This is a genomic window from Streptomyces sp. NPDC127119, from assembly GCF_042677425.1.
GTDB lineage: Bacteria > Actinomycetota > Actinomycetes > Streptomycetales > Streptomycetaceae > Streptomyces.
The window spans coordinates 52,667-67,722 of the sequence record NZ_JBHXTO010000041.1; the positions used below are offsets into that span (position 1 = coordinate 52,667).

The 15,056-nt window shown below is 71.6% G+C and carries 13 protein-coding genes; 2 read left to right on the forward strand and 11 right to left on the reverse strand.

Annotation, left to right across the window (positions count from 1 at the left end; translation table 11 throughout):
• Positions 1-68 precede the first annotated feature (68 nt).
• From cobT to ACFVH5_RS19815, 8 genes are all read right to left on the reverse strand, one after another.
• Positions 69-3,992 (reverse strand): nicotinate-nucleotide--dimethylbenzimidazole phosphoribosyltransferase, encoded by a 3,924-nt coding sequence (gene cobT / locus ACFVH5_RS19780; RefSeq protein WP_385834946.1) that lies wholly within the window; start codon positions 3,990-3,992, stop codon positions 69-71.
• 510 nt (positions 3,993-4,502) lie between these two features.
• Positions 4,503-5,711, reverse strand: a complete 1,209-nt coding sequence (gene cbiE / locus ACFVH5_RS19785; protein WP_385834947.1) for a precorrin-6y C5,15-methyltransferase (decarboxylating) subunit CbiE — start codon at positions 5,709-5,711, stop codon at positions 4,503-4,505.
• 228 nt (positions 5,712-5,939) lie between these two features.
• Positions 5,940-6,578 carry a GNAT family N-acetyltransferase gene (locus ACFVH5_RS19790; protein WP_385834948.1) on the reverse strand — a complete coding sequence of 213 codons (639 nt, stop codon included), beginning with the start codon at positions 6,576-6,578 and terminating at the stop codon, positions 5,940-5,942.
• A gap of 153 nt (positions 6,579-6,731) precedes the next feature.
• On the reverse strand, positions 6,732-7,565 hold the full coding sequence (locus ACFVH5_RS19795) for a MetQ/NlpA family ABC transporter substrate-binding protein (protein ID WP_385834949.1): 834 nt from the start codon (positions 7,563-7,565) through the stop codon (positions 6,732-6,734).
• A gap of 62 nt (positions 7,566-7,627) precedes the next feature.
• The gene (locus ACFVH5_RS19800) at positions 7,628-8,455 is read right to left on the reverse strand and encodes a MetQ/NlpA family ABC transporter substrate-binding protein (protein WP_385834950.1); all 828 of its coding nucleotides are present in this window, start codon (positions 8,453-8,455) and stop codon (positions 7,628-7,630) included.
• Between the two features lie 131 nt (positions 8,456-8,586).
• The gene (locus ACFVH5_RS19805; protein ID WP_385834951.1) at positions 8,587-9,432 is read right to left on the reverse strand and encodes a methionine ABC transporter permease; all 846 of its coding nucleotides are present in this window, start codon (positions 9,430-9,432) and stop codon (positions 8,587-8,589) included.
• Positions 9,429-10,472: a methionine ABC transporter ATP-binding protein gene (locus ACFVH5_RS19810; RefSeq protein WP_385834952.1), complete on the reverse strand. Its 1,044-nt coding sequence runs from the start codon at positions 10,470-10,472 to the stop codon at positions 9,429-9,431. The genes ACFVH5_RS19805 and ACFVH5_RS19810 overlap by 4 nt, the downstream gene beginning before the upstream one ends.
• Positions 10,473-10,861: 389 nt before the next feature.
• A complete protein-coding gene (locus tag ACFVH5_RS19815; RefSeq protein ID WP_384810284.1) occupies positions 10,862-11,509 on the reverse strand; it encodes an HAD family hydrolase in 648 nt (215 codons plus the stop codon).
• A gap of 69 nt (positions 11,510-11,578) precedes the next feature.
• Between ACFVH5_RS19815 and ACFVH5_RS19820 the strand changes: the two genes are divergently transcribed.
• Both ACFVH5_RS19820 and ACFVH5_RS19825 read left to right on the forward strand, forming a co-directional pair.
• Positions 11,579-11,938, forward strand: a complete 360-nt coding sequence (locus ACFVH5_RS19820) for a hypothetical protein (RefSeq protein ID WP_107019741.1) — start codon at positions 11,579-11,581, stop codon at positions 11,936-11,938.
• Positions 11,939-12,038: 100 nt separating this feature from the next.
• The gene (locus ACFVH5_RS19825) at positions 12,039-12,404 is read left to right on the forward strand and encodes a hypothetical protein (RefSeq protein ID WP_384810311.1); all 366 of its coding nucleotides are present in this window, start codon (positions 12,039-12,041) and stop codon (positions 12,402-12,404) included.
• A 67-nt stretch (positions 12,405-12,471) separates the two neighbouring features.
• Here ACFVH5_RS19825 and ACFVH5_RS19830 read toward each other — a convergent pair whose 3' ends face one another.
• The 3 genes from ACFVH5_RS19830 to ACFVH5_RS19840 form a co-directional block, all read right to left on the reverse strand.
• On the reverse strand, positions 12,472-12,975 hold the full coding sequence (locus ACFVH5_RS19830) for a GNAT family N-acetyltransferase (RefSeq protein WP_385834954.1): 504 nt from the start codon (positions 12,973-12,975) through the stop codon (positions 12,472-12,474).
• 46 nt (positions 12,976-13,021) lie between these two features.
• Entirely contained in the window at positions 13,022-13,528 is a 507-nt protein-coding gene (locus ACFVH5_RS19835) for an RNA polymerase sigma factor (RefSeq protein WP_385834955.1), read from the reverse strand.
• Positions 13,529-13,677: 149 nt separating this feature from the next.
• A complete protein-coding gene (locus tag ACFVH5_RS19840) occupies positions 13,678-14,880 on the reverse strand; it encodes a glycerophosphodiester phosphodiesterase (protein ID WP_385834956.1) in 1,203 nt (400 codons plus the stop codon).
• Between the last annotated feature and the right edge of the window lie 176 nt (positions 14,881-15,056).

The following is a 15,056-nucleotide window of genomic DNA, read 5'->3' on the forward strand; positions in this document are numbered from 1 at the left end:
TCCGTCGTCGGTCTGTGCCCACCCGTTCCGCCCTGCGGAACGCCTGCCCACAGACCGACGACTCGCGCCTACTTCTCGGTCACGCCCGCCGAGTCGAACGTCGCCACCTCGTGCATCGCCCTGGCCGCGCTCTGGACCACCGGGAGGGCCAGGAGGGCGCCCGTGCCCTCGCCGAGGCGGAGGTCGAGGTCCACCAGGGGGCGCAGGCCCAGCTTGTTGAGGGCGGCCACATGGCCGGGCTCGGCGCTGCGGTGGCCCGCGATGCAGGCCGCGAGGACCTCGGGGGCGATCGCGCGGGCGACCAGGGCGGCGGCGCCCGCGCTGACACCGTCCAGGATCACCGGCGTACGCAGGGAGGCGCCGCCGAGGAGGAGGCCCACCATCGCGGCGTGCTCCAGGCCGCCGATGGCCGACAGGACGCCGATCGGGTCGGCCGGGTCCGGCTGGTGGAGTTCCAGGGCGCGGCGGACGACCTCGGTCTTGCGGGCCAGGGTCTCGTCGTTGATGCCGGTGCCGCGGCCGGTGACCTCGGCCGGGTCGCTGCCGGTGTAGACGGAGATCAGGGCGGCCGACGCCGTGGTGTTGGCGATGCCCATCTCACCCGTGATCAGCGCCTTGTTCCCGGCCGCCACCAGGTCGCGGGCGGTCTCGATGCCCACCTCGATGGCCGACCTGACCTCCTCGCGGGTCAGCGCGGGGCCGGTCGTCATGTCGGCCGTGCCCGCCCGGACCTTGCGGGGCAGCAGGCCGGGGGTCGCGGGCAGGTCGGAGGCCACGCCCACGTCGACGACGCAGACCTCGGCGCCGACCTGGGCGGCGAAGGCGTTGCAGACCGCGCCGCCGCCGAGGATGTTGGCCACCATCTGGCCCGTGACCTCCTGGGGCCACGGGGTGACGCCCTGGGCGTGTACGCCGTGGTCGCCCGCGAAGATCGCGACGGCCGCCGGTTCCGGGATGGGCGGCGGGCACATCCGGGAGAGCCCGGAGAGCTGCGCGGAGATGATCTCCAGCATGCCGAGGGCCCCGGCCGGCTTGGTCATGCGCTTCTGGCGCTCCCAGGCCTCGCCGAGCGCCTTGGCGTCCAGCGGCCGGATGTTGGTGATGGTCTCGGCGAGCAGGTCGTGCGGCTCCTCGCCGGGCAGGGCGCGGCGGCCGTACGTCTCCTCGTGGACCACCCAGGACAGCGGGCGTCGCTTGGACCATCCCGACTGCATCAGCTCGGGCTCGTCCGGGAACTCGTCGACGTATCCGACGCAGAGGTAGGCGACGACCTCGAGGTGCTCGGGCAGGCCGAGGCCGCGGACCATCTCGCGCTCGTCGAAGAAGCTGACCCAGCCCACGCCCAGGCCTTCGGCACGGGCCGCGAGCCACAGGTTCTCGACGGCGAGCGCCGAGGAGTACGGGGCCATCTGCGGCTGGGTGTGACGGCCCAGCGTGTGCCGGCCGCCCCGGGTCGGATCGGCGGTGACGACGATGTTCACCGGGGTGTCGAGGATGGCCTCGATCTTCAGTTCCTTGAACTGCTTCGCGCGGCCCTTGGGCAGCGACTTGGCGTACGCCTCCCGCTGGCGCGCGGCCAGTTCGTGCATCGAGCGCCGGGTCTCCGCCGAGCGGATGACGACGAAGTCCCAGGGCTGCGAGTGGCCGACGGAGGGCGCCGTGTGGGCCGCCTCCAGGACGCGGAGCAGCACGTCGTGCGGGATGGGGTCGCTGCGGAAGCCGTTGCGGATGTCGCGGCGCTCGCGCATCACGCGCAGGACGGCCTCGCGCTCGGCGTCGTCGTAGCCGGGCGCGGCCGGGCCGGTGGACTCACGTGTCTGCGCCACGGCGGCCGTGCTCTCTTCCTGGTCGGCGGCCCGGGTGTCCAGGTCTTCCGCCTGCTGTGCGACTACGGGCTCGGGGCTGTCGTCCGCGGCCTCGGGGACCGGCGCGGGCTCCCGGGGAGCGGGCAGTACGAGGATCGGCTCGTCGTCCAGTTCGTCGTCGGACGCGGTGTCGTGCCCTGCGGCGGGGATCGGCGCGAGTGCCGGTTCCGGGGCGGGCTCGGTCACGGGTTCAGCCATGAGCTCCGGCGCGGGCTCCGGCGTGAAGTGCTCGACGGGCGCCGCGGGCGGGGCCGCCGCCTCTTCGGCTGTCTGCTCGGCCTGCTCCTCGGGGAGGGGCGTCACCGGCATGCCGTGCGGCGGGGTGGGGGCCAGGTGCGGGGTGGTCGGGACCGTGCCCTCGACCGGCACGAACTGTCCGGCCTGGTCGGCCGGAGCAACCTGGTCGGCCGGGGCGATCTCTGCGGCTTGTCCGGCGGGCTGCTCCGGCGCCGCCTGGAGGTCGTCCTGCGGCTGGGCCGCCTCGCCCGGCGCCTGCCCCTGCGACTCGTCCCCGGGAATCTGGTCGGCGGGTGCCATGGGTACCTCGGGGTGCGCGGTGGGGTCGGGCTGCGCCTGCTGTGCCGTGACGGGGGCGCCGATGCTCGGGTCGACACCCGTCACGGGCTCTACGGGTGCTACGGCCTCGGCGGCGTCCTGGGTCTGGACGGCCTCCGCGACGACGGCCTCGCCCTGCACCGGCTGAGGCTGCGGCTGCGGCTCCTGGAGTGCGGCCTGCGGTCCGGCCTCGGCGAAGGGGGCGGCCGTGTCCTGAGACTGCGGTTCCATCAGGTGGACGGGGTGCGGGACCTCGGCGGCGTACTCGGGGTGCTGCGTCGCGTCTTCGGCAGCCGGGGCGACGGGGGGCTCGGTGGCGTACTGTCCGGCCTCCTCGTCCGACGGGTGGGCGAAGTGGACGGCGGCGGGTGCGGCCGGGAAGGGGGCGGGCTGGGGGGCGTGCGGGAAATCGGGGAGCGCCTGGGCGTACTCGGATCCGAGGCCCCCTTCCGGGGCCTGCGGGAACAGCGAACCGTCGGCGAGCTGCGGGGCCTGCGCGTAGTCCTGGACCAGGACCGGTTCCGGGAACTGGACGGCATCCGGCGCCGGGACGGCTTCCCCGGGCTGCGCGATGCCGGTCGGCTGGTCCGGGGCCGTGGCCGTGGCCGGGGGCTGAACCACCGGTTCCGGCTGCGGAGGGACGTACGCCTCCTCGGCGGCCGGCTCGGCAACCTGCGGAGCCTCCGGAACCGGTACGGCACCCACTGCCGCCGCCTCCTCCGCCGCCGCTTCGTCCGCACCGGCCTCGGTGGGCTCCACGACGGGCTGCGCGGACGGCACCTCGTGCACCGGGTCGGCGCCCGAGGCGTCCTGCGCCTGCGCCTGCGGGACCTCGGACGTCTGCTCCGCCACCGGAGCCTCGACGGCCTGCTCCTGCGGAGCGGGCACCTCCTGGCTCTCGGCGAGCGACGGCCCAGGCCCCGCGTCAGGCGCCTGCGCGACCGGCGCGGCCCCTGCGGTCACCGGGGCGCCCGCGTACGCCCCCGCACCCTCCGGGAAGACCGTTTCTGCAGGCGCGCCCTCGGAAACGACCTGTGCCACCGGGGGCGCGACCTGGACCTGAGCCCGGGCGCCCCACGGAGACGCGCCCTGCAACGCGATCTCGTCGCGCGGTGCGTCGAGGTACTCGGGTCCGGACGCGACCGGAGCGACCTGCCGTACGGGGAACGCGGCGGCCGGAGCCCCCGCCGGACCGCGGTCCGCGAGCGACCGCACCGGGCTGCCGGCGCCGCTCGGGGTCGGCGGGCCGAGGTGCAAGGGGCGACGGGCGACGGGCGGCTGCGGCGCGGAGGACGACATCCGGACGGCGCTGAGGTCGACCGAACCGCTGTCGCGGCCCGACGTCTCGTGCGGACCGGGCTCGTGGACGGCCTCGACGACCGGTACGGGGACCGGTGGGGCCACCTCGTTGCCCCACGCACCCTGGGCGCCCGGCAGCAGCAACAGGTCTTCGTCTTCGGCGGTGGGCTCGGAGAGGTAGGTGTACGCACCGGGGGCGGGGACGCCCGGCTGCTCCACCATGCCTGCGTTCTCCGGCAGTCCCTCGCCCGGGACCTGGCCGGTGTCGGTCATGCGTACCCCTCGCCCATCGGTTTAGTGCTCCTACGACCTGCTCGTCCGGGGCGGCGCACCGACCGCCCGTCATGAGAACGAGCACACGGGCCGGGCGGCACGAACGACCGGTCGACAAAGCCATTAACTGGCATTGTCGCGGTCGGCCCGCCACCGCGACAGGGTGATCCGTCACGGCCCTCTGTGGACTGCGCCACTTTGCGCGTCCTCCGGTTCTGCCGTACCACACGCCCCTCAAAATGGGTGCGTTTCGCGGGCATTGACCGGCGAAATACCGGACAAGCCGATTGCAGTACAACGATCGGCCAGCCTACCGCGCGCAGTACGACAACAGGATCACAGGACGGCGATCAGCGGGCGGCCCGGCGCCCGAAGGGGCGCGGGGCTGGGACATTGTGCGGCTCCGCCGCGGGGCGCGCCCAGCCACGACGCACCGGCAGCCGACTCATCGCCCCTCCCCCCCCCCGGCGGAGCACCAGGCGGAGCACTCCGCGAAACGCCGAAGCGGAACTACGGCCGGCGTTCCAGCTCCCCGGAGAGCAGGAACACCACGCTCCGCTCCTTCTCCGTCCACGCGCGGGTGTCCAGTTCCACGGACTGCAGAAGGGCGCACTCGACCCGGTAACCGTGCTCGGTCAGGTCGCGGCCGATGAGTTCGGCGGCGTCGCGGGTGGACGCGTGGGTGACGATCCGCTCGGGGCGCCGGTCGGCGACGGCGGAGACCACCGCGGCACCGCCGCCCCCGACGCGCACGACGTCCGGCTCGGGAAGGTTCTCCAGGATGTGCGGTGCGGTGCCGTGCGCGATCTGGAACTGGACGCCGAACCGGCGGGCGGTCGCCATCGTGCGGGCGCAGGCGTCCGCGTCGCGGTCGACGGCGATGACGGCGGCGCCGCAGCGCGCGGCCTCCGTGGCGAAGGCGCCGCTGCCCGAGCCGATGTCCCAGACGAGGTCGCCGATCCGGGGCCCCAGGCGGGCGAGTTGGGCGGCGCGCAGCACCTCGGTCTCGCCCTCCCCCAGCTCGTCGCCGTACATCTCGTCGGGCAGCGCCCAGCCGCGCGGGCCGGTGCCCGGGTCGCGGCCGGCGAACCAGCCGCCGCCCTCGGAGGAGGTGACCGGGCCGCCCATGACGATGACGACGTTCGGGTCGCGCCAGGTGTGGTCGGCGACCTTGTCAGAGGTGAGCATCGAGACGCGCTCGCGCTCGGTGCCGAGTTCCTCGCAGATGACGAAGGTGCGGTGGACCCCTTCGAGGAGCAGTCCGAGTTCGGCGGGTCCGGCGCCGGGTGAGGTGAGGACGGCGACCTTGGTGTGGGCGCGGCACACATTCACCGCGCGTCGCAGGGTGCGCCGGTGTGCGACGACCACCTGTGCGTCGTCCCAGGGCATCCCGGCGCGGGCGAAGGCGGCGGCCACGGACGAGACCGCGGGCACCACCTCGACCTCCAGGCCGAACTCGGGGTCGCGCAGGGTCCGTACGACTCCGAAGAAGCCGGGGTCCCCGTCGGCGAGGACGACGGCCGTGCCGCGGTGGGCGGTGATGCGGCGGGCCGCGAGGGCGACGCTGCCGAGCCGGATGCGTTCGGCGGCCGGGGGCACCTCGGGGAGGGTGAGGTGGTGTGCCGCGCCCGCCACGAGTGTCGCGGCGCCGAGAGCCGAGCGCGCCGCGTCCGTCAGCGGCGAGCCGTCACAGCCGATCACCGTGACCCGGTCGGCCATCGTTGTCAGTCTCCTGGAGTCATCGCAGGTCGTCGGATGGGCGGCGGGCCGCCGGGCAGGCGCCCGGAGCCCCGTGAGCGTACCTCGTGACGTCCGGGGGTGTCGGCGGGGGTCTCGGCGCGGTCGTGGGTGGGGCCGCCGGTGCGGTTCGCGGTGGGGACGCGGGCCGGGGCCGGGGCCCCTTCCTGCCTCGGCCGGTCCGTTCCAGCCGGTTCGGTTCCAGCCGGTTCAGTTCCAGTCGGAGTACGCGGTGAAACCGCCGGTGTCGGCGAGCTGCTCGGCGATGCCCTCGATGTCCTCGGGAAGCAGGCCCCACACGATGAAGTCGGTGCGCAGGTCCTCCCAGCGCCCGTCCTCGGTGCGGGTGCGCGCTATGCAGGCGCCCCGCAGGACGCCCTCGCTGATGCAGCCGATCTTCTGCGCGACCTGCTGGGAGGCGGTGTTGTCCGCCGCCGTGCGCAGTTCGAGACGCTCGAACTTCTGGTCGTTGAACAGCCATTGGGCGGTGGCGAGCGCCGCCTCGGAGGCGTAGCCCTCACCGCGGGCCCAGGGGGCGGTGATGTACGACAGCTCCGTGGAGCGGACATGCCAATTCGTGTTGCCGAGCTGGATGATGCCGACCAGGCGCTGGGTGAGGAACTCCACGACGACCAGGTCGAGTCCACGGCCGGCGGTGCGCTCGGTGGGCGCGTACTCGTCGATCCACCTGCGGGCGGCGGCCTCGGTGAAGGGCTGCGGCACGGACGTCCAGGCCGCGACCTGTTCGTCGTTCATCATCTCCGTGAAGGCCGGAACGTCCTCGTCCTCAAGAGGGCGCAGCACCAACCGCTCCGTGTTCAGGGAGATGTCGGGGAAGGTGTTCGTCATGCGCCGCTCCGTAACCATCAGGGACCGTCGGGCCTGCTGAACTGCCCAGCATGCAGCATGCAGGCACCGAACTGCACCACGGAGTCGGCTCCTTGTCGACGAGTCGACACCGTGGCGCAGCGGGAACGGGCCGGGGACGGCCTGGGTTCCGCGTCACCCTGAAGTGACGGGCAGCACCGATCCCTCGTACTTGTCCTGGATGAACTTCCGCACCTCGTCGGAGGTCAGGAGCTCGGCGAGCTTGCGGACCCGCGGGTCGTCCTCGTTGCCCTTCTTCACGGCGAGGAGGTTCGCGTACGGGTTGTTCTTCGCGGACTCCAGCAGGACGGCGTCGTCGGCCGGGCTGAGGCCCGCGTCCTGGGCGTAGTTGTTGTTGATGACCGCGGCGGCCACGTCGTCCAGGGAACGCGGCAGCTGCGCCGGTTCGAGCTCCTTGAACTTCAGGTTCTTCGGGTTCTTCACGATGTCGCCCGGGGACGCGGTCGTACCGGCCCCCGCCTTGAGCGTGATGACACCCTCGGAGGCGAGGAGTTTCAGGGCACGGCCCTCGTTGGTGATGTCGCTGGGCACCGCGACGGTGACGCCGTCGGGGAGGTCGGCGACGTCCTGGACCTTCTTCGAGTACACGCCCATGGGCGGCAGGTACGCGTCCACGACCGGGACCAGGTCGGTGCCCTTGGACTTGTTGAAGTCGTCCAGGAACGGCTCGTTCTGGTACAGGTTCGCGTCGAGGGAACCCTCCTGGAGCGCGGTGTTCGGCAGGACGTAGTCCGTGAACTCCTTGATCTCCAGGTCGAGTCCGTTCTTCGCGGCGAGGTCCTTCTTGATGTACGCGAGGACCTCGCCGGCAGGGACCGCGGTGGCGCCGACGACGAGCGTGCCGCCGTCACCTCCGCCGCCGGAGCCCTCGTCCTTCGCGCCGCAGGCGGTCAGGGTCAGGCCGAGGGCCAGTGCGGCGACGGCCGCGGAGATGACGGGCTTGCGCATCGTCGGCGCCTTCCTCAGGTGGTTCGGTGGTCCGGGTGACCGGGGCGGTGCGGAGCGGTCGGTCAGAAGGACGCGGTGACGGAACCGGCGTACTTGTCCTCGATGAACTTCTTGACCTCGGCGGAGGTCAGGAGCTTGGCGAGCTTCTTGACGCGCGGGTCGTCCTCGTTGCCTTCCTTGACGGCGAGGAAGTTGCCGTACGGGTTGTCGTCGGCGGACTCCAGCACGAGGGCGTCCTCGGAGGGCTTGAGGTCGGACTCGATGGCGTAGTTGCCGTTGATGACGGCCGCGTCGACGTCGTCCAGGGAGCGCGGGGTCTGGGCCGCCTCCAGCTCCTTGAACTTGAGGTTCTTCGGGTTCTTCGCGATGTCCTTGGGGGTCGCGTCGTTGCCCGCGCCGTCCTTGAGCGTGATGATCCCGTTGGCGTCGAGGAGCTTGAGCGCCCGCGCCTCGTTGACCGTGTCGTTCGGGACGGCGACCGTCGCGCCGCTCTTCAGCTCGTCGGCCTTCTCGATCTTGCTGGAGTAGAGGCCGAGCGGCTCCAGGTGGACCGTGACGACGGGCACGATGTGGGTGCCGTTCTTCTTGTTGAAGTCGTCGAGGTACGGCTGGTTCTGGAAGTAGTTGGCGCCGACCGAGCCGTCCTCGGTCGCGGTGTTCGGCAGGACGTAGTCCGTGAACTCCTTGACCTGGAGGTCGAGTCCCGCGTCCTTCGCGAGGTTGTCCTTCACGTAGTTCAGGATCTCGGCGTGGGGCACGGGGCTGGCGGCCACGATCAGCGGCCCGCTCGTGTCGGAGGCGTCGTCCTTGTCCGAGCCGCAGGCCGTGAGGCCCAGGGTGAGGGCTCCGGCGGCGAGGACTGCGGTGGCGAGCTTTACGGTGTTACGCACGAAAAGTGCCTTTCCATTTGGGCTGGGTGACCCCGCGAAGGGTGTGCGGGGACGTCTGCGGGTGTGGGTGGGGACGCGTACGGGAGGCGTGGCGTACGCGGTGGTGGGGCCGTACGGAGGTCTCGGCGGTCTCAGGCGACCTTGTGCGCGTCGGCGGCGGGCGTCTCGGCGGAGGTGCCCGCGTCCGCGGGACCGGAGCCGGAGCCGGCCTCGGAACCGGAGCCGGCCTCGGTGCCGGTGTCGGTGGTCGCCCGGGAACCGGAGTTCACCGCGGCCCTGCTCCTGAGCAGCCTGAGCCGCGGCGCGGCACCGGACTGGCCGCCGCGCCGGTGCAGCCCCCGCGCGGCGTAGTCGCCGACGAACTGGATGAGGGAGATGACCACGGCGAGAACGGCCACGGTGATCCACATCAGTTCGGTCTCGAAGCGCTGATAGCCGTAACGGATGGCGATGTCTCCGAGGCCGCCCGCGCCGACGGTGCCGGCCATCGCGGAGTAGCCGATGAGGGCGACGATCGTCGTCGTGGTGCTGGAGATCAGCGACGGCAGCGACTCGGGGACGAGGACCTTGCGCACGACGGTCCAGGTGTTGCCGCCCATCGACTGCACGGCCTCGACGAGTCCGCCGTCCACTTCGCGGACAGCCGTCTCGACCAGGCGCGCGAAGAACGGGATCGCACCGATCGCGAGCGGCACGATGGCGGCCTCACGGCCGATGGTGGTGCCGGTGATCGACCGGGTGAAGCCCATCAGCGCGACCATCAGGATGATGAACGGCATCGAGCGGGCGATGTTCACGACCTGCCCGATGACCTTGTTCAGCACGGTGTTCTGCAACAGGCCGCCCCGGTCGGTGAGGACCAGCAGGATGCCCAGCGGCAGACCGCCGACGACGGCGATGACCGTCGACCAGCCGACCATGTAGAGGGTGTCCCAACACGCCTGCTCCAGCAGCGGCTGCATCTCGGACCAGGTCACTTGGCACCTTCCTTCACCAGCGCGGACGCCAGGGCCGCTTCTCCGACGAGCTCGATCTGCAGTCCCTGCTCGCGCAGGAAGCCGATCGGCACGACGTTGTCCTCGTACCGCCCGGGAAGTTCGATGCGCATACGGCCGACCTGCCGGCCCGCGACGGTGTCCATCGCGGCGCCGAGGATCGAGATGTCGATGTTGTACGTGCGCGAGAGCTGCGAGATGACCGGCCGGGTCGCGGCGTCGCCGTGGAAGGTGACGTCGATGACCGTGCGGTCGTCGCCCGAGGCGTCGCCGCTGACCGGGAAGAGCGCGGCGGCCAGCTCGGAGCCGGGGGTGGCCAGCAGTTCGGTGACGGTGCCGGACTCGACGATCCGCCCGTTCTCCATGAGCGCCGCCGAGTCGCAGACGGTCTTGACGACGTCCATCTCGTGCGTGATGAGCAGGACGGTCAGACCGAGCTGACGGTTCAGGTCGCGCAGCAGGTGGAGGATCGAGCGGGTGGTCTCCGGGTCCAGGGCGCTGGTCGCCTCGTCCGACAGGAGCACCTTCGGGTCGCCCGCCAGGGCGCGGGCGATGCCGACGCGCTGCTTCTGGCCGCCGGAGAGCTGGGCCGGGTAGGACTTGGCCTTGTCGGTGAGACCGACCAGGTCGAGCAGTTCCAGCGCCTTGCGGGAACGCTCCCTGCCCGACTTCCCGAGGATCTCCAGCGGCAGCTCGACGTTGTCCTGGACGGTCCGCGTGGACAGCAGGTTGAAGTGCTGGAAGACCATGCCGATACGGCTGCGTGCCTGCCGCAGCTCCCTGCCCGCGCGCGGGCCGCGCCCGGCGAGGGCCGTGAGGTCCTGTCCGGCGACGCTCACGGTGCCGGCAGTGGGGCGCTCCAGCAGGTTGACGCAGCGGATGAGGGAGGACTTGCCGGCGCCGGACTGTCCGATGACGCCGTACACCTCGCCTTCGCGGACATGCAGATCGACACCGTCCAGGGCGGTGACCTCTCGGCCGCGCGAGCGGTAGACCTTGGTCAGGCCTGTTGTCGTGATCACTGGGGTTTCCATCACTGTCGAGTGCGGGGCGTGGGTGTGCGCCGGGCACGGGTGCATTTCGGTCGAACGCGGCACGGTCGTCGACGCGGTGGCGTCAGAAACCGGGCTTCGGCGGAACTGCGTGCGCGGGGCAGGCTCAGTCGCGTACGAAAAGGGCGTACGGGCAGACGTGAGCGGACTCGCTTCGGGGCGCGAGGCTGGGGGCGGTGCGGGGGCCCTCTAGAAGGCGCACATTCGACACATACAGCGAGCACCGGGCGTCATGGTCGCCTCGGTCGCAAGGATGCGGCTGCTCGTCGTGGTCATGAGAAAAGTAAAGCAGATCTTTGCGCGGGACTGGGAACCGCTGTCCGCATCACGGACAGTGGTGGACACCCCTCGGACACCTCTCAGTCCCTGACGGAGAGCTCCACTCCCTCGTCGGTGACCAGTGCTGACACGGCCGAGAGGTCCTCGACCACGACGTCCGCGGTCAGCTCGTCGGCCCGGTGGGTTGTGGTCAATGCCACGGTGGTCATCCCGGCCGCGCGGCCCGCCTGGAGACCCGCGGGCGCGTCCTCGAACACGACACAGCGGGCCGGGTCCACGCCGAGCCGCCGGGCGGCGAGCAGGAACGGCTCGGGGTCGGGCTTGCCGCGCGTGATGTCGTCGGCGGCGACCAGGTTCTTCGGGCGGATGCCGACCTCGGCGAGACGGGCCTCGCCCAGCCGCCGGGTGGCGGAGGTGACGACGGCCCAGCGGTCGGCGGGCAGCGAGTCGAGGAGGGCCTTCGTCCCGGGCAGCAGGTGCACGCCGCCCACGACGTCCTCCACCTCCAGCTGCTCGATGCGCACGACGGCCTCGGGGACCCTGGCGGCGGGCAGCAGGTCGGCGGCTATCTCGGCGGCCGGGCGGCCGTGCAGCTCGACCCGGGCGAACTCCTCGGCGGTGATCCCGTACTCCGCGGCCCACCTGCTCCAGCATCGGTACACCGACTCGAGGGACGAGACGAGTGTTCCGTCGTTGTCGAACAGCAGGGCATCGGCTTGGATCTTCATGCCCTCGACCCTACGGGGCAGCCCGGGGGCGAGGGCATCGGGCCTTTTGGCCCGTAATAGGGTCGCGGCATGCTTGATGCCCTGACGGTCGCGACGGCCGTCGCCGCGCTCGCGCTCGCCGCCTGGTGCGGCTGGGCCGCCTACCGGGACCAGCCGACCAAGGACTGGCACTTCATCGGCATGGCCGTGGTGACGCTCCTCACCCTCGTCCAGCTGGTGGTCGGCATCGTCCTGCTGGCCCGCGGCGAGAAGCCGGAGCAGGGCACGACGATCTTCGTGTCCTATCTGATCGGCGCGCTCGCGTGCATCCCGGCGGCGGGCTTCATGTCCCTGGCGGAGCGCACGCGCTGGGGTTCGATCACGGTCGCCGCGGGCGGCGTGGTCCTCGCGGTACTGCAGGTACGGCTCTACGACATCTGGGGAGGCTGAGATGGCGGTGTCCGCCGGGAATGCCGGAGCGCCCGAGGAGCCCGGAACACCCGAGCAGCCCGGGAAGCCCGGCCGCACACGGCTCATCGGCGGCCCCGGCATGCTGCTGGTCTGGCTGTACGGGGTGATGGTCGTCGGCGCCGTGTCGCGCTCGGTCGTCCAGATCGCGACGGAGTTCGACAAGGCGCCGCTCGCCTACTCGCTGTCGGCGGTGGCCGGCCTGGTCTACGGCTTCATCACCTATTCGCTCGTACGCGGCGGCGAGCGGGCCCGCAGGGCGGCGCTGGTGTGCTGCGCCGCCGAACTCGCGGGCGTCCTGATCGTCGGCACGTGGACGCTGGCCGACCCCTCGGCCTTCCCCGACGCCACGGTCTGGTCGGACTACGGCATGGGCTACCTGTTCATCCCGGTCCTGCTCCCGATCACAGCGATGTTCTGGCTGCGCAGGTCACGCAAGGCCCCGTAGGGGCGCGGGGAACTGCGCAGCCAGCCACGACGGACCCGCAGCATCCCACCGGCCGCCGCGCGGAGCGCTACGCGCTGGCGACGAACGCGCCGGCCTGTGCATCCTTCGCCAAGGTGACGAGACTGAGCCGCTCATCGACCCGCTCGGTCGCCACCGGCTCGTACCCGTGCTTCCGGTACAACCGCAGATTCCGGTCGCTGCGATGCCCGGTGAAGAGCTGGAAGCTCTTCGCCCCGGCGTCCGCCGCGAGCCGCGACTCGATCGCGTCGAGCAACCGCCCGCCCAGCCCGTGCCGCTGCATCCGCGGATGGACGATGAGCTTGTCGATCCGGGCCGTGCCGTCCGCGCCCACGGAACCGCGCACCGAGGCCACCACCTCGTCGCGGAGCCGGGCCACCAGGACCGTGCCGTCCGTGAGCTCCGTCTTGAGGGAGTCCAGCGGCTGGGTGAGGGGCTCGATGCTGTAGTCGCCGTACAGCTCGGCCTCGCTCTGGTAGCAGAGGAACTGCAGTTTGAGGATCTGTTCGGCGTCCTGTTCGGTCGCCGCCGAGATGGTCACGCTCATGCCCATGTGTGCATGCCTCCCGCTCACCTGTTCCGCCGGTTGTCCTTCACTCCTATCCCCGCCGTTCATGCGCCGCAACCTCCGATGTGAGCATTCGGCGCAGACAACTCAGGCATCTGGAACGATCCGGACCGAGACTGCCCTGTGAGATACCCAACTCCCCCGCGATCTCCCGGTAGGTGAGGTCTTTCGGGGACAGCAGAGCCGCCATGAGGCGCGGGCAGCGGCCCGGCAGCCGTCGTACGGCGGCGTGCAGGGCGCGGCGCCGGGCGGCGCTGAGTGCCAGCTGCTCGGGGCCCGGCCGGCTGTCGTCGGCGGGCTCGGACGCGTACGGCCGTTCGATGTTCGCGGTGCGCCCCGCGCGCCGCGCCTCGGTGCGGACGGCGACGCGCAGCCAGGCGGCCGGATCGGCGGGCGGGCCGTCCGTGCCGAGGCGTTCCAGCAGGCGCACCCAGACGTCCTGCTCCAGGTCACTGGACTCGGTCCCGGAGGCATATGCCTCGGCCGAGGCCTCGGCGACGAGCAGGGGGCGCAGCGTGTCGAGCATGTCGTGGGTCATATGCGGCACGACGCGGCCGCCCCGGCGCGAGGTTGCCGGGACGGCCGTGCGTCACCCGACCGGGTCCGCGGGCGCGGTCGTTGACGACCGGGATCGCGGACGGATCGGTACGGGATCAGCTCTGGACCGGTTCTGGATCAGGTTCCGGGTCAGTTCTTCTTGAGGAAGTCCTCGCGGGCAAGGATGCCGGTGTCCGGGTTGTCGGTGAAGACGCCGTCGATGCCGGTGGCGAAGTACGTGGCGAAGGCGCCGAAGGCGTCACCGTAGGCGTCCGCGTCGGTGCCCTTGCGGAAGTTCGTGGGCAGGAAGGGGTTCTCGTTGCGCATCGTGTACGGGTGCAGGACCAGGCCCTCGGCGTGCGCGTCCCGGACCAGGGTGGTCGGCGTGGTGAGGTTGCCGCTCGCGTCCTTCGGGATGATCAGGTCGAGGGTCGGTCCGATGCCCTGCGCGTAGGAGGCGATCCACTTCAGGCCCGCGGGCTTGACCAGGTCGGCGACCGTACGCGGGTCGCCCGTCTCCACGAAGTCCCAGGGGCGGGTGTTCGCCGCGGACAGGAGCACGGCCAGGGGGTTGTCCACCAGCTTGTCCAGGCGCTGGATGCTGGTCGGCTCGAAGGACTGGAGGATGACCGGCGAGTTCTTCTTGTCCAGGCCGTGCCTGCGCAGCACCTTGGCGACACGCTCCTCCAGGCCGAGGCCCAGTTTGCGGAAGTAGGTGGGGTGCTTCAGCTCGGGGTAGATCCAGACCTGCCGGCCGAGCTTCCTGCTCTGCTCCTCGCGCCAGCGCAGCGCCTCTTCGAAGGTGGGGATCTCCCAGCGGCCGTCGTAGAGCGTGTTGTGCGGACGGTTGGCCGGGACCCGCTCCTTGGCACGGAGGGTCTTCAGCTCGGCGAGCGTGAAGTCCTCGGTGAACCAGCCGGTCGTGGACACCCCGTCGAGGAGCTTGGTGACCTTGCGGTCCGCGAACTCCGGGTGCGCGGCGACGTCCGTCGTACCGCCGATCTCCGGCTCGTGGCGGCAGACGAGGTGGCCGTCCTTGGTCGGCACCAGGTCGCCGGCCTCGATGATGTGCGCGCCCATGTCGAGGGCGAGCTGGTACGAGCCGAGCGTGTGCTCCGGGCGGTAGCCGCTGGCTCCGCGGTGTCCGATGACCGTGGGCTTGGGCAGGCTCTTGTAGCCGCCGTTGTAGCTGCCGTTCCCGTGCTTCTCGCCGGCTCTCGCCGTACCCGGCAGTCCGAGGACCGCTCCGCCGGCGCCGAGGACCGCGGCCCCGAGCAGTGCGCGCCGGCCCGGGGTGCCCCCGGTGCGGCCCTCGTTCGAGTCCTGCGTGTCCTGCGTCCCCTGCGTGCCCATGAGCGCTCCTCCGCATACTGCCCTGCACCTGTCAAAGCGGGACTGATCGTAGGTGGGGTGCGGTGACGGGTGGGAGACCTTGGACGGAACACGTGGGTGACGGTGGGTGTCTTCCTGCCACTGTCCCCGGGGGCTGCGCCCCCGGACCCCCCTGTCGCGCTGACGCGCTCGTCCTC